Raw genomic sequence first — 16,551 nt, 5'->3', positions numbered from 1 at the left:
GGCTAAAAAACGAAAACGTGTTTGAGCTTATCTGACGATTCGGATTATACAAACCTTAGAGCGAGTTTTTTCGTTTAGCCGTCTCTTCTGTTAACGGGTCGGCCTTTGAAGCGGGGTGCTAAAGCACTTTTGGTTCCTTTTGGGGCATTGGCCAAAAGGAACACAAGGAATTTTAATTCCGCGTAGAAAAAATGCATAGAATAATTGAACGTCTTTTACTACAATAATCATTTCAACTACTGATTGGTATTAATAATTTAACTACTGGTTTGCATGAATGTTAATAGACGCGAATTAAAAATGTAACTACATAATTCTTATTACCTTTGGAATTCCGAAAGATACAGAACGATGGATTTCAAATTAACCTCTTACTATAACCCCACCGGAGATCAGCCTGCTGCAATTGCTGCTCTGTCGGAGGGTATTATACAAAATATACCTTCACAAACATTGCTCGGAGTGACAGGCTCAGGTAAAACCTTTACGGTTGCTAATGTTATTCAGAATGTAAGTAAGCCTACTTTGGTACTTAGCCATAACAAGACTTTGGCAGCCCAGTTATACAGTGAGTTTAAGACTTTTTTTCCTGACAACGCGGTTGAATATTTTGTCTCTTATTATGATTATTATCAGCCCGAGGCGTATATTCCTTCCACAAATACATATATAGAAAAAGACCTTTCCATAAATGAAGAGATAGAGAAACTCCGGCTGGCAACGACTACATCCTTACTGTCGGGACGGCGCGATGTAATCGTGGTATCTTCCGTTTCCTGCCTTTACGGTATGGGAAACCCGGAGGATTTTGAAAATTCGACCATCTCTATACATGTCGGTCAGAAGCTTGTGCGCGATGTGTTTCTGCGTGGGCTGGTCAGCGCTCTGTATTCCCGTAATGAGATTGAGCCTAAGGCCGGGAATTTCAGGGTAAAAGGGGATACAGTCGATGTATTTCTCGCCTATGGCGACCCTATTGTAAGGGTCGTATTTTGGGGGGATGAAATAGAGAGTATAGAGTGCCTCGACCCGTTGAGCGGTGTTAAGATAGATCAGTATGACGATTTTCGTATTTATCCTGCCAATCTTTTCGTGACTACCAAAGACCGGATGGTGAGGGCTATTGCCGAAATAGAGATAGACCTTGGACGTCAGGTCGATTTCCTGCAGTCTATAGGTAAACAACTGGAGGCAAAACGGCTTTATGAACGCGTGACATATGATCTGGAAATGATCCGTGAAGTAGGACATTGCTCAGGTATAGAAAATTATTCACGTTATTTCGACAATCGTAAACCGGGTACGCGTCCGTTCTGCCTTTTGGACTTCTTCCCTGAGGATTTTATGCTTGTAATAGATGAAAGTCATGTAACCATTCCTCAAATACGGGCGATGTACGGTGGCGACCACTCACGCAAAGAGAATCTGGTGGAATATGGCTTCCGCTTGCCTGCAGCATTGGATAACAGGCCCCTGAAATTTGAAGAATTCGAATCGCTTGTACCTCAAACGATATATGTAAGTGCGACTCCGGCTGATTACGAACTGATGAAATCGGAAGGAATTGTCGTTGAACAGCTGATACGGCCGACAGGCTTGCTGGACCCTCCTATTGACGTCCGTCCGAGTCTGAATCAGATAGACGACCTGATGGAAGAAATACAAACACGGGTGGATAAGAACGAACGTACACTTGTCACCACCTTGACTAAAAGAATGGCAGAAGAGTTAACCGCCTATCTCTCAAATAATGGAATGAAGTGCAGCTATATCCATTCCGATGTGGATACACTGGATCGTGTGCAGATAATGGATGACTTACGCAGCGGGGAGTTCGATGTATTGGTCGGAGTAAATCTGTTGCGTGAAGGACTCGACTTACCCGAAGTCTCACTTGTCGCTGTCCTGGATGCCGATAAGGAAGGATTTTTGCGTTCCCACCGCTCTCTGACTCAAACGGTCGGGCGTGCCGCCCGTAATGTAAACGGGAAAGTAATCTTCTATGCGGATAAAATTACGGAGAGCATGGAGAAGACCATAAATGAAACCAACCGCCGCCGCGAGATACAGATGGCCTACAATAAGGAACATGGTATTACTCCGCAGCAAATACGCAAGGCGCGTACGTCGGTCTTCAGCCTGCGTAAAGAGGAACAATTCTCGGTGAAATCATACACTCAGGATTCATCTATAGCTATAGCATCGGAAGACAAAATACAATATATGACGAAAGATGAGCTCAAAAAGGCGATTGAAAAAGCACGTAAGCAGATGTCGGCTGCCGCTAAGAAACTCGAGTTTTTGGAAGCTGCCCAGTTCAGGGATCAGGTGATTAGGCTGGAAGATGAGTTGAAGGCGAAAAAATAATATCCAAAAAAGCTAACAATCATTTTCAGAATAATCTTACTCCTTGATTCGCATTCTTTACTCTTCTTCAAGAAATCTGCATTTGCATTTAAAGCAAGTGCAATCCGGTCCAATATTTCTTATTTATTTTTATCCTCGGAATCTTGTTGATATAGACCTTTAAATTCTCCGGCAAACCGGATATTTCTACCCTGATGTGTCGTATTCTTCTTTTCAACCACTTCACTCATAAGTTTTCTCTTTTATCGAGAATATCTGAAATTAACTTATTTTATCAGAAAAGCATGATTTTTTATCTGTTTTTTTGAAATTACATTTTATAAAGCTAAAAATCGGATTATATTTTAATATTGTTGTGTATATAAAACATTGAACTTATTTTTGAAGGACTAAAACTACATTTATGGAAACGATAACCGACTTTACAGAAATTCAAAACGGCTTATTGAACGTTTATGAGCCTTGCCATATTCCGACAGATAGATATAATGGTATGCTTCTCAGCGACTTTATTAAAAAATTCAGGTGGTTTAATATAAAATATCCATATAAAGAAGACAGGAAGCGGTTTCTGATAGAACTCCGCGAAGAGGATTGTATAATTACATGTAAAATGAAAGATAATATCTGTGTCGGTGCATATATTACTGAAAACAATTAATTAATTTATATATAACAAGCTCCGGGTGGAGTTTCTTTAATATTTCTCATTAAAAAAAATGCCATATTCTATAATTTTGTGGGGATTCTTTGGGTTTTATATACTTTGTTGGTTATTTATAATTTATTCGTTGTACAATGCCTCAAGTGATATAGAATTATAATAAACACTATTCTCTCACCAATGATGTATGTAAGTTTAAGCAATCGATTGTAAATAAGTAAGTAGATCGTTGTCTTGTCAGGATGCCCCCGGAATATTAAAGGGGGCATTTTTTTTATGGTGTTTTCAATGGCTTTTTACCTGATTGACAAAGCGGAAATATAGTTGTGTTGTCTTTGTGCGTGATTATAAATATTTTTTTCGAAAAAGTATATTTTTTAATTTATCCGAATGTAAATTGTATTTTTGTAAAAAAGAATCTCCCTTTTATCAATCCATGGTTATGAAATATCTGCTTTATCAATTTAGTAATAGAAAAAATATCAGGGATTTCAGGAAGTTTTATTTGTTGGCAGCTCTCCTTCTAACTAATATTTTCCTGACCTATGCATCATATACATTACATAGAGCCGATAAACTCGATTTGTCGAATAATGCGATTCTTTGCATGTATCAGGACAAAGATGGTTATATGTGGTTTGGTACATACGATGGATTGAATCTGTATAACGGGAAAAATACCTTTGTTTACAGGTCTGAATTCGATAATGAGTTCTCCTTGTGCAGCAATATTATTCATAATATCACACAAGCAGACGAAGGCAGCCTGTGGATATCTACATTCCTGGGACTTAATAAGTTTTCGCTGAAAGAAAGAAAAGTTATAGAATCATATCCCGAATTGCCGGAAGCCAAGCTTCTGGCGGCGGATAAGAAAGGAAATACATGGGTTATAAGTAAAAAGAACTATATATCCCACTATAACCGGGAGGATAAGAATTTTACAGATATTCATTTGCCGGGGGCTGACATGGCTAACGTGAAGGCGCTGTTTGTCGGTGGTGATGACGAACTCTATATGGTTACTGCCGATGGAAAACTGAAGAATATAGAAATCGCCGGCGCATCGAAAAAAAATGATATCAGATTGCAGATTAATGAATCATTACTCCACGATAAAAGTATAATAAATGCTTACTATGAAGATAACAAGATTTATTATGTAAGCGCCGACAGGAAACTCTATCTGTACGATCTCTCAGATAATAAGAGGATACTGATTACGGATTTATCATCGCTGATAGGAAAATACGGAGGGATATCCCGGGTGATTTCTTTCAAATCCGATTTGTTTGTCTCCTTCAATGATAATGGGCTGATAAGGTTGGATGTAGAGAATGAATATAAACCTGAAACCGTATATCTCGGGATAAGGGTATTCTGTTTGCTGAAAGATAAGAAGCAGGATGTGCTCTGGATTGGTACTGATGGGAGAGGGGTACAAATGTATTATCAGGGACACGATCTGTTCGGAAACATTATATTCGATAACTTTTTTTCAGGAACTCAAAAGCCTGTCAGGTCCATTTATGCAGATGAATCACAGAACCTTTGGGTGGGAACGAAAGGTGATGGCATAATGCGGATCAAGAATTATGATGAACATAACCAGCGTGAAGTATCCCAGTCCCAGTTTGTAAATTATACAACTGCCAACGGGCTATCGAGCAATCTTGTATTTTGTTTTTTGAGAAGTAAATATCGGGATATACTCTGGATAGGAACCGAAGGACCGGGTTTCTCCTATTACTCATATAAGGATAACACGATAAAATCTTTATTGGAGGAGAATGGGAGTGCAATCGGGAAAGTTCATTCGATTTGTGAAGTGAATGATTCTACTCTATGGATGGCGACGGCCGGTAATGGTTTGCTCGAAGTTATCATAAAAGATGAAAATTCCCGCCTTTCGGTTAAATCAGTGAATGAATACATTCTGAAAAAAGGAGATAAAACCTGCGTTGAATTCCATTCCATGTTTTATGACGGAGCATCTACTCTATTCATCGGAAGCCGGGGAGGCTATGGCGTGGCGCGTTATAATATAAGAAGTAAGCAGTATGATTTCATCCAGATGAAAAATGCTGAGAATACTGCTATCGGAGATGTATTATGTGTTTATCAGAGCAAAGATTCTACCTTTTATATAGGAGCCAGTTCAGGAATGACCCGGATACAGTTTCTAAAGGATGGCAATACGCTAATTAAGCAGTTTGACCGGAGGAATGGCATGATTAATGATATGATTCATGGAATACTCGAAGATGCCGATGGGTGTATCTGGTTGAGCTCAAACAAAGGCCTGATAAAATACAATCCGCACAACGACTTTTTTCATAATTACTCATATCCCGATCTCAAGGTGACAGAGTTTTCCGACGATGCCTATTGGAAATGTCCGCAAACCGGACGGCTTTTCTTCGGCGGAATAAACGGGCTTACATGGGTAGAGCCTAAAGAAGTCAATCTGCAAAGCAATTATAAACCCGACCTCTACTTCTTCGACTTGCAGATAGCAGGTGAAAGCCGCTCTCTATATGATTACACAAACAAAAAAGACGGATATCTGGAGATAGGGTCCAATATTTCTTCATTTACCATTTCTTTTGTTGCAACGGATTATATAAACGGCGAAAATTATGAATACTCTTACCTGCTGGAAAACTATAATACAGCATGGACTGAACTTCAGAAAACAAATGAAGTTACATTCACTAATCTGCCACATGGTGAATATGTACTGAAGGTCAAGTATAAAAATGATGTGTTTGACTCGGAAGAGAAGTACTATTCATTGAAAATAAGGAAGCTGCCGCCATGGTATCTGACCGGCTGGGCTTATCTGGCATATGTAGTGGTGTTTGTCCTCATCTGCTCTTATATTATATACCTTATCCGTAAACGAATAATGGATAAGCAAATACAGATTGCACAGAAGATAAATGAGGAACAGAAAGAAAAGCTACTGGAGGCAAAACTAAATTTCTTTACTAATGTTACTCATGAATTCTGTACTCCTCTGACAGTGATAAAAGGGGTAACGGACTATATTGAGAAGTCGGCCGAAGTGGATAAGAATATCCGTAAATATACAGGTATATTACGAGACAATGTGGCTAACCTGAGTGGACTGATACAGGAGATTCTCGATTTCAGGAAGATGGAAGAGGGTAAGTTCGACTTTAGTTATATCGAAGAGGCTTCGGTTTCAGATTTGGTGAGAAAGCAAATGGAGTGGTTCATTCCTATTGCAGAAGAAAACAGCATAATATTTGAAGTCTCAATGCCTGACGATTTATATTGGAATACGAATATATTCGGCTTCAACCGGGTCTTGGTAAATCTGGTTTCTAATGCCTTTAAATATACTACGGAGGAGGGTGAGGTGAAAATATCCGCAGAAATAAATGAAGAGGAACTTACCCTCCGTGTATACAATACAGGACAGGGTATAGAAGAGTCAAACATATCGTCCATATTCGATCGCTACGGCGTACTTGAAAATACGGAGGTGGATAACTCCTATCCACTAATGACATCACGGCACGGACTGGGGCTATCCATCTGCCATGATATAGTAGAGTCTCTTGGTGGAAATATCTCGGTCAGGAGTGAAGTCGGTAAATTTGCCGAATTTATGGTCGTATTGCCGGCTCTTCAGGTAACAGATAAAGAGCAACCGGCAGATAATGAGGATAGTTACCCTGTAGATACAGATTCGTTGATACAACCCCCGGGTGAAAAGCAGACTATACTGATTGTTGATGATAATAAGGATATAGTGTGGCTCATCTCAGATATTTTATCCGACAACTATTATATCAGAAGTGCCTATAATGTTCCCGAAGCCCTCAAAATAATAGAATCGGAAACTCCTTCTCTTATTATTACTGATATTATGATGCCGGGAATGAATGGTCTGGAATTCATAAACAACCTGAAGAATGATAAATTTACAAAACATATACCGCTCGTAATTGTATCGGCTAAAATCAGTGAGAAAGAACAGGCCGAGGGCCTCGATATAGGAGCAGACGCTTATCTGACCAAACCTTTTTCGCCTCTTGTGCTTCGTTCGGTTATAAACCGTTTATTGGTGGTGAAAGATGAATTGAAGGACTACTTCTATTCACCCGAAAGTGCGTATAAGTATTCAGACGGGCAATTGATTCATCAGGAAGATAAAGCTTTCATGGATTCTGTCATCGATATTATATCGGATAATATGGAAGAAGAGAACCTGCGGCCCGAATTCATCGCTGAAAAATTGAATATGAGCACCCGTAGCCTTTATCGTAAATTCAAGAAAATAACAACACTCTCCCCTAACGATTTCATTAAAGATTATAGGTTTACACAAGTTGCCAAGCTGCTTATTACAACGAACCTCACCATTCAGGAAATCATGTATAAAGTAGGGATTAACAATAAGTCATACTTCTACCGCGAATTCCTGAAAAAGTACAATATGACCCCCAAAGAATACCGGCTGCGCAAGTGATCTGACGTGATTCCCGGAGAAATCTTGGGTTAGTATCTTAATATACCAAATAAGTATCCCAATCCGCCATTGGCGGATTGGGATACTTATTTGCGCAAAGAGGATAATTTAAAACGTTTTTATATTAATTAACATTGCAAATGATTGTTTCTGATACCCACAAGTAAAGAACAATGGAGATATTTCTTTAAAAGGATATATATTTTCTATAAAGCTAACAGTATATATGTTCAAAGTATTACAAAATACGGCAATAATTAACAGCATTTTTTCTTCTGGAAATTTGGTGTTTAGCTGTATTTTGCTAGAGAGAGAGAGAGAGACGTAATTTACTAAAAAATAGTTTAATCTTAGCAGAACAGGGATTTAAAAAATCTATTTGTTCCGCATTTTTATACGTTAAAAAATCATTGACCTTATTTCAGAAAGTTAAAAACCTTCTGGAATAAGGTTTTTTTGTGTGCGAAATTTTCTGAATAACCTTCTGATGCCCATTGTATTCATGCATGGCAAACATATTTGATTATTAACCCTTTAAAATCTTTATTTATGAAGAACCAGCTAATCCTTTATTTATGATGTTCAGGCACTGAGGTATTTATTATCTCCTAAGTAAAGTGTGTATTTATTCCCAGTTAACTTAATAAAAATTATATTATGAGAAAATTTGTAGATAAAATTTCAACATGCTACTACAAAAGCTATGGTAGACGGATACTTTTTTTACTACTCATGTTTATACTTGTTCAATATTCATTTGCTTCAGGAGCTGCAAATGATATAAAAGACACTAATAATATTACACAAAATAGTACAACAGTAAAAGGTACTGTTAAAGACCAAAGCGGAGACCCGCTGATTGGTGTAAGTGTTGTAGTGAAAGGAACTACAACCGGTGCGATTACAGATGTAGACGGGGGATTTTCTGTAAGGATTCCCGATGGAAATCATACTCTTGTATTTTCTCTTGTAGGATTTCATACTCAAGAGATTGCTTTAAGAGGAAAAACAAGCTTAGATATAGTGATGGTTGAAAATGCTAAGGTACTCGACGATGTCGTTGTTGTCGGTTATGGAACAATGAAGCGATCTGATGTTGCAACTGCTATTTCAACTATTAAACCGGAAGACTTTAATAACGGAGGTGCAGCTAATCGTGATGTTATGAGTTTGCTGGAAGGAAGAGTAGCAGGCTTGTCTGTAACTCGTACGGGAGGTAGCTCTCCTACATCCGGAGTTGCTGTTCAGATGAGAGGTGTTGTTTCTATTAACGGAGATAAGAGCCCGCTGATTATCATAGATGGAGTTCCCGGAGGAAATCTTAATCTATTACAACCGGGCGATATCGAATCTATGGATATTTTAAAAGACGGTTCTGCTGCTGCAATATATGGCTCTCGGGCAAATGCGGGAGTTATCATTATTACGACTAAGAAAGGAACAAAGGGAACACCTCGATTCGAATATTCTACCTATTTCAGCAGGTATTATAAATTTAATACCCCTGAATTTATGAATGCAGATGAGTTTAAATCTGCAATGTCATCTTTAGGTAATGACCCTTCGAGCTATGATAGAGGAGGCAATACGAATATGTATGACGAGATAATTGATAAAAATAATTTATCTCAGAATCATAACTTCTCAGTGACCGGAGGTTCGGAATCTACATCCTACAGAGCTTCTGTATTCTATGGAAATCTGAGTGGTATAGGCAAAGCTAACACAAGAGAGCAATGGGGCGGGCGTTTCTCGGTAACATCGATAGGACTTAATGATAAGCTGACATTCCAATCCAATATTTCCCTTATTCAGGAAAATATGAACAGATTGGGAAATGAAGGTTGGGAGTCAGCCCTGAAAGCTAATCCTACAAATCCGATGTACAATGAGGATGGAACATTCTATGAAGACCTTACTTCTGATGAAAATAAGTATGCACGATTATTCGAACAAAAGAACAGAAGATATGAAATTACGTCGGGACTTGATGCAAAACTGATATTTGAACCGATAAAAGACCTTAAATTTTCTATGTTCGGTAGCTTGACGCGCAATAGCTATGATGATAATGTATATTATGAACAAAATTCCAGAACATCTCTTAACAGTTATGAAGGTGGTGGATATGCAAGTAAATATCATTATGTAAGAAATAAAAGCGCCGTAGAGCCTACAGCAGAATATTCCAAGTTATTCCTAGATAAGCATAATGTATCCATTGTCGGTGGTTATAGCCATCAATATACAGTATGGGAAGAGTTTTCAGCAAACAATTCAGGCTTCCTTAATGATGCAACAGGAGAAAACGACCTTGGCGCCGGTAGCTATCTGAAGACCGGAAAAGCAGGAATGGCTAGTAATAAAGAATCTGAGACATTAATTGCATTCTTTGGACGTGTCAATTATATCTTTGACAATAAGTATATTCTTCAGGCATCGCTTCGTCGCGAAGGTTCTTCAAAATTTGGAAAGAACAATAAATGGGGTAATTTCCCTTCCATATCTGCGGCGTGGAATGTTTCCAATGAGAGTTTTATGGAATCGGTTTCTGCTCTATCAAATCTGAAACTGAGAATTGGCTATGGAGAAACCGGGAACTCCGGGATCGGACCATACCAATCAATCTCAACACTTGGTACCGGCAACCCTTACCTGACAGACGATGGAACATGGCAGCAAACTTATGGGCCAAATAAGAATCCGAATCCGAATCTTAAATGGGAAACCAAAAAGGAATGGAATATAGGTATCGACTTCGGCGTAGCCGGCAATCGTATTAAAGGAGCAATTGACCTATACAAGAGAGAGGCGGATGACTTATTACTTCAGAATGTATTGGCTCCTCAGCCTTCTAATATTCATGGAAGTTACACAACCAATATCGGGTCCTTATCAAGTGATGGTATTGAACTTACATTAAATGCTACGGCTATATCGACTAAGGATTTGAATTGGAATGTCGCCTTTACGGGATCAAAAATATTTACCAATAAGCTGAAGAAATTCTCTGCAAATTCTGCAGACTACTATTCTACCGGGGGTATCGGTGGCTATGGAGCGTTAGGTGATGCTGTACGTTTATATGAGGGAGATGAAATAGGTAATTTCTGGGGCAAGCGTTTTGCAGGATTTGATGCCGATGGCGATTGGCTATTCTACAATAAAGACGGAGAGGCTGTAAGTGCCAATAAAATAACAGATGCGGACAAAACTGTGATTGGTAACGGTGCTCCAAAATGGAGACTCGGTTTGGTGAATACTGTTTTTTATAAAAACTTTGATTTTACTGTCGGATTCATCGGCAAATTCGGTTTTGATATCCTCAACCGTCAGAAAATGGCATACGAAAATGTAGAAACTTTGAGGAGTGGTTATAATGTTTTGAAAACAGTCTTTACTGATGGTGTAGATGCGTCCTATCAATATTCTGATTATTATTTGGAAAATGGTAATTATGTAAAATTAGATAATCTGACAGTAGGATATACATTACCGAAGATTCCTTATATTTCTTCAGCTCGTGTGTATGTTACGGCCCGCGATTTGTTCTATATTACAAGTTACTCGGGAGAATCTCCTGAATTAGACGATACCGGATTATCTCCAAGTATGGCTCCTTATGTAAGTTCTCCGGTAACAAGAAGTTTTTCTATTGGTTGTAATATCCAATTCTGATTATAAATCATTTGAAAAAATAATAATATGAAAAAGATAGTAAATTATATATCAATGGCATTTATATCCTCTCTCGTTCTTATTTCCTGTACAAATCTGGACGAGACAGTATATCATGACCATACAACAACAAATTTCTATACAAGTAAAGAAGAAGTAATATCAGCTGTGCTGCGTCCTTATACGCATAGTGGTGCTACATTCGTCTGTCAGTCCCGCGAAAATGTATGGAGGTTGAACGAACTCTCTGCAGACCAATTAGCCTGGCCTCAAAAGGGAATACATGGTTATGATAATGCAAAATGGATACAGTTACATTATCATACATGGGCTACTACTCACGATCAGGTGAAGGGTTGCTGGAATCTTATATTTATGGGACTTGGTTTTTGTAATTCAGGAATAGAAAATCTTGAAGCCCGGGAAGCGTCATCTATGGGTATTACTGAAGCTGAGCGTCTGGCATATATTGCTGAATTGAAAGCTAACAGAGCATACTATTACCTGAATGCAATGAATATATGGGGAAATGTTCCTATTGTGACATCGGTTGGTGAAGTTCAGTATCCTCCAACAAACTCAAGACAAGAAGTATTTAATTTTGTTGAGTCGGAACTTCTAAGTGTTATAAATGATATTCCACTAATGTCGAATAAGAATTCAGGTCGTTTGACGAAGGCAGCAGCTTATGCTCTCCTAGCCGATTTATATCTCAATGCAGAAGTCTATACAGGTACTCCCCGGTGGGATGATTGTATCACGTACTGTAATAAGATTATTGCAGGAGAAGGAGGATCGCAACTGGGAACAATGAAATTGGACGAAGATATCCTTACTACATATTCAACGACTAATACAACATCTTCGTATGAAAATATTTTCGTAATGTCATATGATTACCAGTTGACTACAACCCGTTGTGGATGGTCCGGCGATTTTTATCATTTCCGTCAAAGATATATAAACGGAGGAAACCGTGATGGTAATAATGGTGTTGTAGTTATTCCTACAGCTTATGATGCTTTCGATGACAGAGACCTTCGTAAGAAAGAATGGATGCTTATCGGCCCTCAATATCAATACGGTACTAGTATCCCTCAAAACGGTACTGTTGAATATGCTAATGAACCTTTAGTATTTGTGAATGAGATAAGAAAGAAAAAGGCTGGTGGAACAGAGTCTAGTATGACAACCGGAGAGGAAAATAGTGGTGCCAGATTCCACAAATACCGTGAAGATATCTTTGGTTCAACTTACTTCTGTAGTAATGACTGGGTATTATACCGATTAACAGAGATTTATTACATGAAAGCAGAGGCATTGATGCGTAAAAACGGAGGAACTGCAACTCAGGAAGCAGTTGACCTTATAAATGAGACAAGGGAAAGAGCCTTTACTGCAGCGGATTGGCCAGCAATGAAATATACAACTACTACTCTTACTATGGATGAACTTCTGGCTGAAAGAGGACGTGAATTTATATTCGAAGGAAAGAGAAGAACTGATCTTATTCGCTTTGGAAAATTCCTTACGGGAAGTTGGTGGGATCATACTCCTACAAATAGCTCTCATCTATTGTTATTCCCGATTCCTTACGACCAGATGATGGTAAATCCTGGTTTGGTACAAAATCCTGGTTATACAAATTAACTTTAGATAGATATCATCAGCAGCTTTTCTGGAGAAGAGAGTTGCTGATGATTCTTTTTTTTGACTCAAATCCTCAATACTATTGTTGAAATCATAATACACAGAAAATAACGATGTAATTCTTATATAAGTTCTTCAGGATACCTTTATTGCCGAACAGGATAATTAACCTTTTTCCTATAATAATTATACTTGCATCAAATCTAAACCCTATAACGAAAACATAATGAAAAGAATTTTATTTCTGGCTTTTGCGCTATCATTTCTGACCTGTCAGAGTCAGGAAGTTAAAACAGATTATCCGCAACTAACAGACAACAACCTCACCACCTACTATATAGGTAAAACGGGTACTAACAAAATGACATTTCAGGTCTCGTACAACTCTCCTGTACTGAGCTACAAAATATATTCTTCGGGTGATAATCCCGCCCACGACCCGGCTAACTGGGTACTGAAAGGTTCCAATGACGGAAAGAAATGGACCATTGTTGACGAACGGAAAGATCAGAAATTCTGCTCCCGTTTTCAGGAAATATTATGCGTCGCGCAAAAACCGGCTGCATATAAACAATATATGCTCGAAGCCGGCACAGCGGATAAAAAAGAGAATCTGGTTATAGCGGATGTATTGTTATCAGACAGAAATATGCTGGCAGGATGGGAAGATTTCAACTATCCGAATATAGATTTTGAGGTAAAATCTCCCGACACGGAAGGCGCGAAAGTATATAATCAATTGGTGCAGAATCCCGATGAATATATAAAATACCATGCCCGTAAAGTCGCTGAAATCTTATACTATACTGACAAGGACAGCATAAACGATGTAAGAAACATCAGATATACACTGGAAGATCAACCGGGTGTATCGGCAAAGGGAGGCAGTACCCCTAACATCAATATTTTCTACAGCACACAGCATATCGAAAAGTCAGCGAAAGAATCCCTTTTCAAGCTTGATTTCGAAACACGCGGGGTGCTTTACCACGAACTTACACATGGTTACCAGTATGAGCCTAAAGGAATTGGTAACTATGGAAACAATAAAACATTCTGGGCATGTATAGAAGGAATAGCCGATGCCGTAAGGGCTGAGGCCGGTTTATTTGATATGAGTACACGCAAGCCGGGCGGTAATTGGATGGATGGTTACCGCACCACCGGCTTTTTTATCCAATGGCTTACAACGAAAGATCCGGATGCTATCCGTAAGTTCCACCTTACTGTGGAAAAAATGGATGTATGGAGCTTCGACGGAGCTATAAAATTGGTTTTCGGCCCCGAAGCCAGTATCGAAGGAATATGGAACGAATATCAGGAATTTCTGAAGAAACAATAATTCAATAATATACAAATGAAGTTAAGCACACTCACTCTTTCTTGCTTACTTATGAGCGGTATAGTATCCGCGCAGGACAAAGTATCTTTTGTCAATCCGATGATAGGTACGGTAAAAATGGGACATACATTCCCGGGAGCATGCGTGCCCCATGGGATTGTCCAGTTAAGCCCCGATACGGATACTATCCCTCATAGTATAAATGGCGTATATCAAAAAGATACTTATAAGTATTGTGCAGGTTACCAGCACGACGACAAAACAATTGTAGGATTCAGCCATACGCATCTTAGTGGAACAGGGCATTCCGATCTCGGGGATATTCTCATTGTACCCGTAACAGGTGAACTGAAGTTTAATCCCGGCGTAGCCGATAAACCCCGTTCAGGTTACCGTTCAAGCTATTCGCATGATACGGAGGTTTCCCATCCGGGTTATTACGAAGTCGTATTGGACGATTATAAGGTAAAAGCGCAATTGACAGCTACCGAAAGAGTAGGAGTGCATAAATATACTTATCCCGAAAACGAAGAACAAAAGATATTGCTCGACCTTGTTCATGGCATCTATAATTACGATGGAAAGGTATTATGGGCAAGCCTCAGAGTTGAGAACGACACCCTGATTACAGGCTATCGCATCACCAACGGTTGGTCGAGGGAAAATTATACCTACTTCGCCATATCTTTGTCGAAGCCGATAAAAAACTATGGCTATGTAGATCGTGAGAAACCGAAATATACAGGTTTCTGGAGGAAATTTAATCTGTATAAGAATTTCCCTGAAATAGCAGGCCGTAAGATTGTAGCCCATTTTGAATTCGGTTCGGATAATTCACCTCTTATAATGAAAGTCGCCCTTTCGGCAGTAAGCACAGAGGGAGCTCTCAAGAACCTGAAAGCGGAAGCAGCGACAAAGTCATTCGATAAAATTGTCGCCGAAGCCTCGGCTAAATGGGAAAAAGAACTGGATGTGATAGATATAAACGGTGATGCCGACAAGAAGACAATGTTCTATACTTCCCTTTACCATACCATGATAAATCCGTCGGTTTATCAGGATGTGGACGGACAATATCGCGGTATAGACCATAATATACATCAGGCGAAAGGATTTACCAACTACACTATTTTCTCCGTATGGGATACTTACAGGGCGCTTCATCCGCTATTCAATATTATCAACAGGGAAAGAAGCGTAGATATAGTAAACTCAATGATAGCCCATTATGAACAGAGTGTACACAAGGCATTGCCTGTATGGTCGCATATGGGAAATGAAAACTGGTGTATGATAGGTTATCATTCCGTATCGGTACTGGCCGATGCTATCGATAAAGGACTGAATATTGATAAGCAAAAAGCACTGGAAGCCATGATAAGTAGTTCGAATGTCGATTATTACGATGGAACGGGCGAATATAAAAAATTAGGCTATGTGCCTTTCGATAAAAACGGTAGCGGTTCGTCTATTACACTCGAATATTCATATGACGACTGGACGATTTACAATACAGCTCTGAAAGTGGATAATCAGGCGGCTACAGATACTTATAAAAAGAGGGCCTTGAACTATCATAATGTTTTTGATCCTGAGCTGGAATTTGTTCGTGCCCGATACAGCGACGGACGCTGGAAGACTCCGTTCAATCTGCTGAGTACACACGGGGAGGGCTTTATCGAAGGAAACTCCTGGAATTACTCATTCTATGTGCCGCACGATGTAAAGGGACTTATTAAACAGATGGGAGGAGATAAACAATTCGTACAACGCCTCGATTCTCTTTTCACCATGCATTTACCCGATGAATTCTTTGCCGATACGGAAGACGTTACCCGCGAAGGGGTGATGGGTAACTATGTACACGGCAATGAACCCAGTCACCACATAGCATACTTATATGCATGGACCTCACAACCATGGAGAACTCAGTATTGGGTACGCGAAATTATGAACCGTATGTACCGTAATTCCATTGACGGACTTTGCGGAAATGACGATTGCGGACAGATGTCGGCATGGTATATCTTCTCGGCTATGGGATTCTATCCTGTTTGTCCGGGTTCGAATGAATATGTATTCGGCGCTCCGTATTTTCCTTACATGAAAGTGAAGGTGGGTGACGGAAAGTATCTGGAAATAAAAGCAGATAAGGTGAGTGACAAGATGCGTTATGTAAAATCGGTTAAGCTGAACGGAAAGCCTTATACAAAGGCATATATCACATATGACGACATAAAGAACGGGGCGGAACTGACATTCGAAATGGCTGCTGCCCCTAATAAGAAAAGGACATTCAGCGAAGAAGAGAAACCTTATTCATTGTCAAAATAGACAATAAAAAAACGT

General features: G+C 39.2%; 7 protein-coding genes. All 7 read left to right on the top strand.

All coding sequences use genetic code 11. The annotated features are described in order from the left end of the window. The first annotated feature begins 351 nt into the window (after positions 1-351). The 7 genes from uvrB to B3317_RS10085 all read left to right on the top strand — a co-directional run bounded on the left by uvrB (position 352) and on the right by B3317_RS10085 (position 16,536). Positions 352-2,367 (top strand): excinuclease ABC subunit UvrB, encoded by a 2,016-nt coding sequence (gene uvrB, locus B3317_RS10115; protein WP_291111124.1) that lies wholly within the window; start codon positions 352-354, stop codon positions 2,365-2,367. 403 nt (positions 2,368-2,770) lie between these two features. After that, positions 2,771-3,028 (top strand): hypothetical protein, encoded by a 258-nt coding sequence (locus B3317_RS10110; RefSeq protein WP_291111122.1) that lies wholly within the window; start codon positions 2,771-2,773, stop codon positions 3,026-3,028. Positions 3,029-3,473: 445 nt separating this feature from the next. After that, the gene (locus B3317_RS10105; RefSeq protein ID WP_291111120.1) at positions 3,474-7,532 is read left to right on the top strand and encodes a two-component regulator propeller domain-containing protein; all 4,059 of its coding nucleotides are present in this window, start codon (positions 3,474-3,476) and stop codon (positions 7,530-7,532) included. Positions 7,533-8,189: 657 nt separating this feature from the next. Beyond that, positions 8,190-11,210, top strand: coding sequence for a SusC/RagA family TonB-linked outer membrane protein (locus B3317_RS10100; protein WP_291111118.1), 3,021 nt, complete (start codon positions 8,190-8,192; stop codon positions 11,208-11,210). A 27-nt stretch (positions 11,211-11,237) separates the two neighbouring features. After that, positions 11,238-12,860, top strand: a complete 1,623-nt coding sequence (locus B3317_RS10095) for a RagB/SusD family nutrient uptake outer membrane protein (protein ID WP_291111116.1) — start codon at positions 11,238-11,240, stop codon at positions 12,858-12,860. A 226-nt stretch (positions 12,861-13,086) separates the two neighbouring features. Next, the gene (locus B3317_RS10090) at positions 13,087-14,202 is read left to right on the top strand and encodes a basic secretory protein-like protein (RefSeq protein ID WP_291111114.1); all 1,116 of its coding nucleotides are present in this window, start codon (positions 13,087-13,089) and stop codon (positions 14,200-14,202) included. Between the two features lie 15 nt (positions 14,203-14,217). Then, positions 14,218-16,536 carry a GH92 family glycosyl hydrolase gene (locus B3317_RS10085; protein ID WP_291111112.1) on the top strand — a complete coding sequence of 773 codons (2,319 nt, stop codon included), beginning with the start codon at positions 14,218-14,220 and terminating at the stop codon, positions 16,534-16,536. Positions 16,537-16,551 lie beyond the last annotated feature (15 nt).

It is taken from the genome of Dysgonomonas sp. UBA7710, from assembly GCF_002482385.1.
Classification (GTDB): Bacteria; Bacteroidota; Bacteroidia; order Bacteroidales; family Dysgonomonadaceae; genus Dysgonomonas.
The sequence above is the reverse complement of the archived record's forward strand: the minus strand, read 5'-3'. Positions and strand labels throughout refer to the sequence as shown.

Excerpts from the sequence above, each read along its gene's own strand:
- uvrB (WP_291111124.1), top strand. The coding sequence starts at position 352 with ATGGATTTCAAATTAACCTCTTACTATAACCCCACCGGAGATCAGCCT.
- B3317_RS10110 (WP_291111122.1), top strand. The coding sequence starts at position 2,771 with ATGGAAACGATAACCGACTTTACAGAAATTCAAAACGGCTTATTGAAC.
- B3317_RS10105 (WP_291111120.1), top strand. The coding sequence starts at position 3,474 with ATGAAATATCTGCTTTATCAATTTAGTAATAGAAAAAATATCAGGGAT.
- B3317_RS10100 (WP_291111118.1), top strand. The coding sequence starts at position 8,190 with ATGAGAAAATTTGTAGATAAAATTTCAACATGCTACTACAAAAGCTAT.
- B3317_RS10095 (WP_291111116.1), top strand. The coding sequence starts at position 11,238 with ATGAAAAAGATAGTAAATTATATATCAATGGCATTTATATCCTCTCTC.
- B3317_RS10090 (WP_291111114.1), top strand. The coding sequence starts at position 13,087 with ATGAAAAGAATTTTATTTCTGGCTTTTGCGCTATCATTTCTGACCTGT.
- B3317_RS10085 (WP_291111112.1), top strand. The coding sequence starts at position 14,218 with ATGAAGTTAAGCACACTCACTCTTTCTTGCTTACTTATGAGCGGTATA.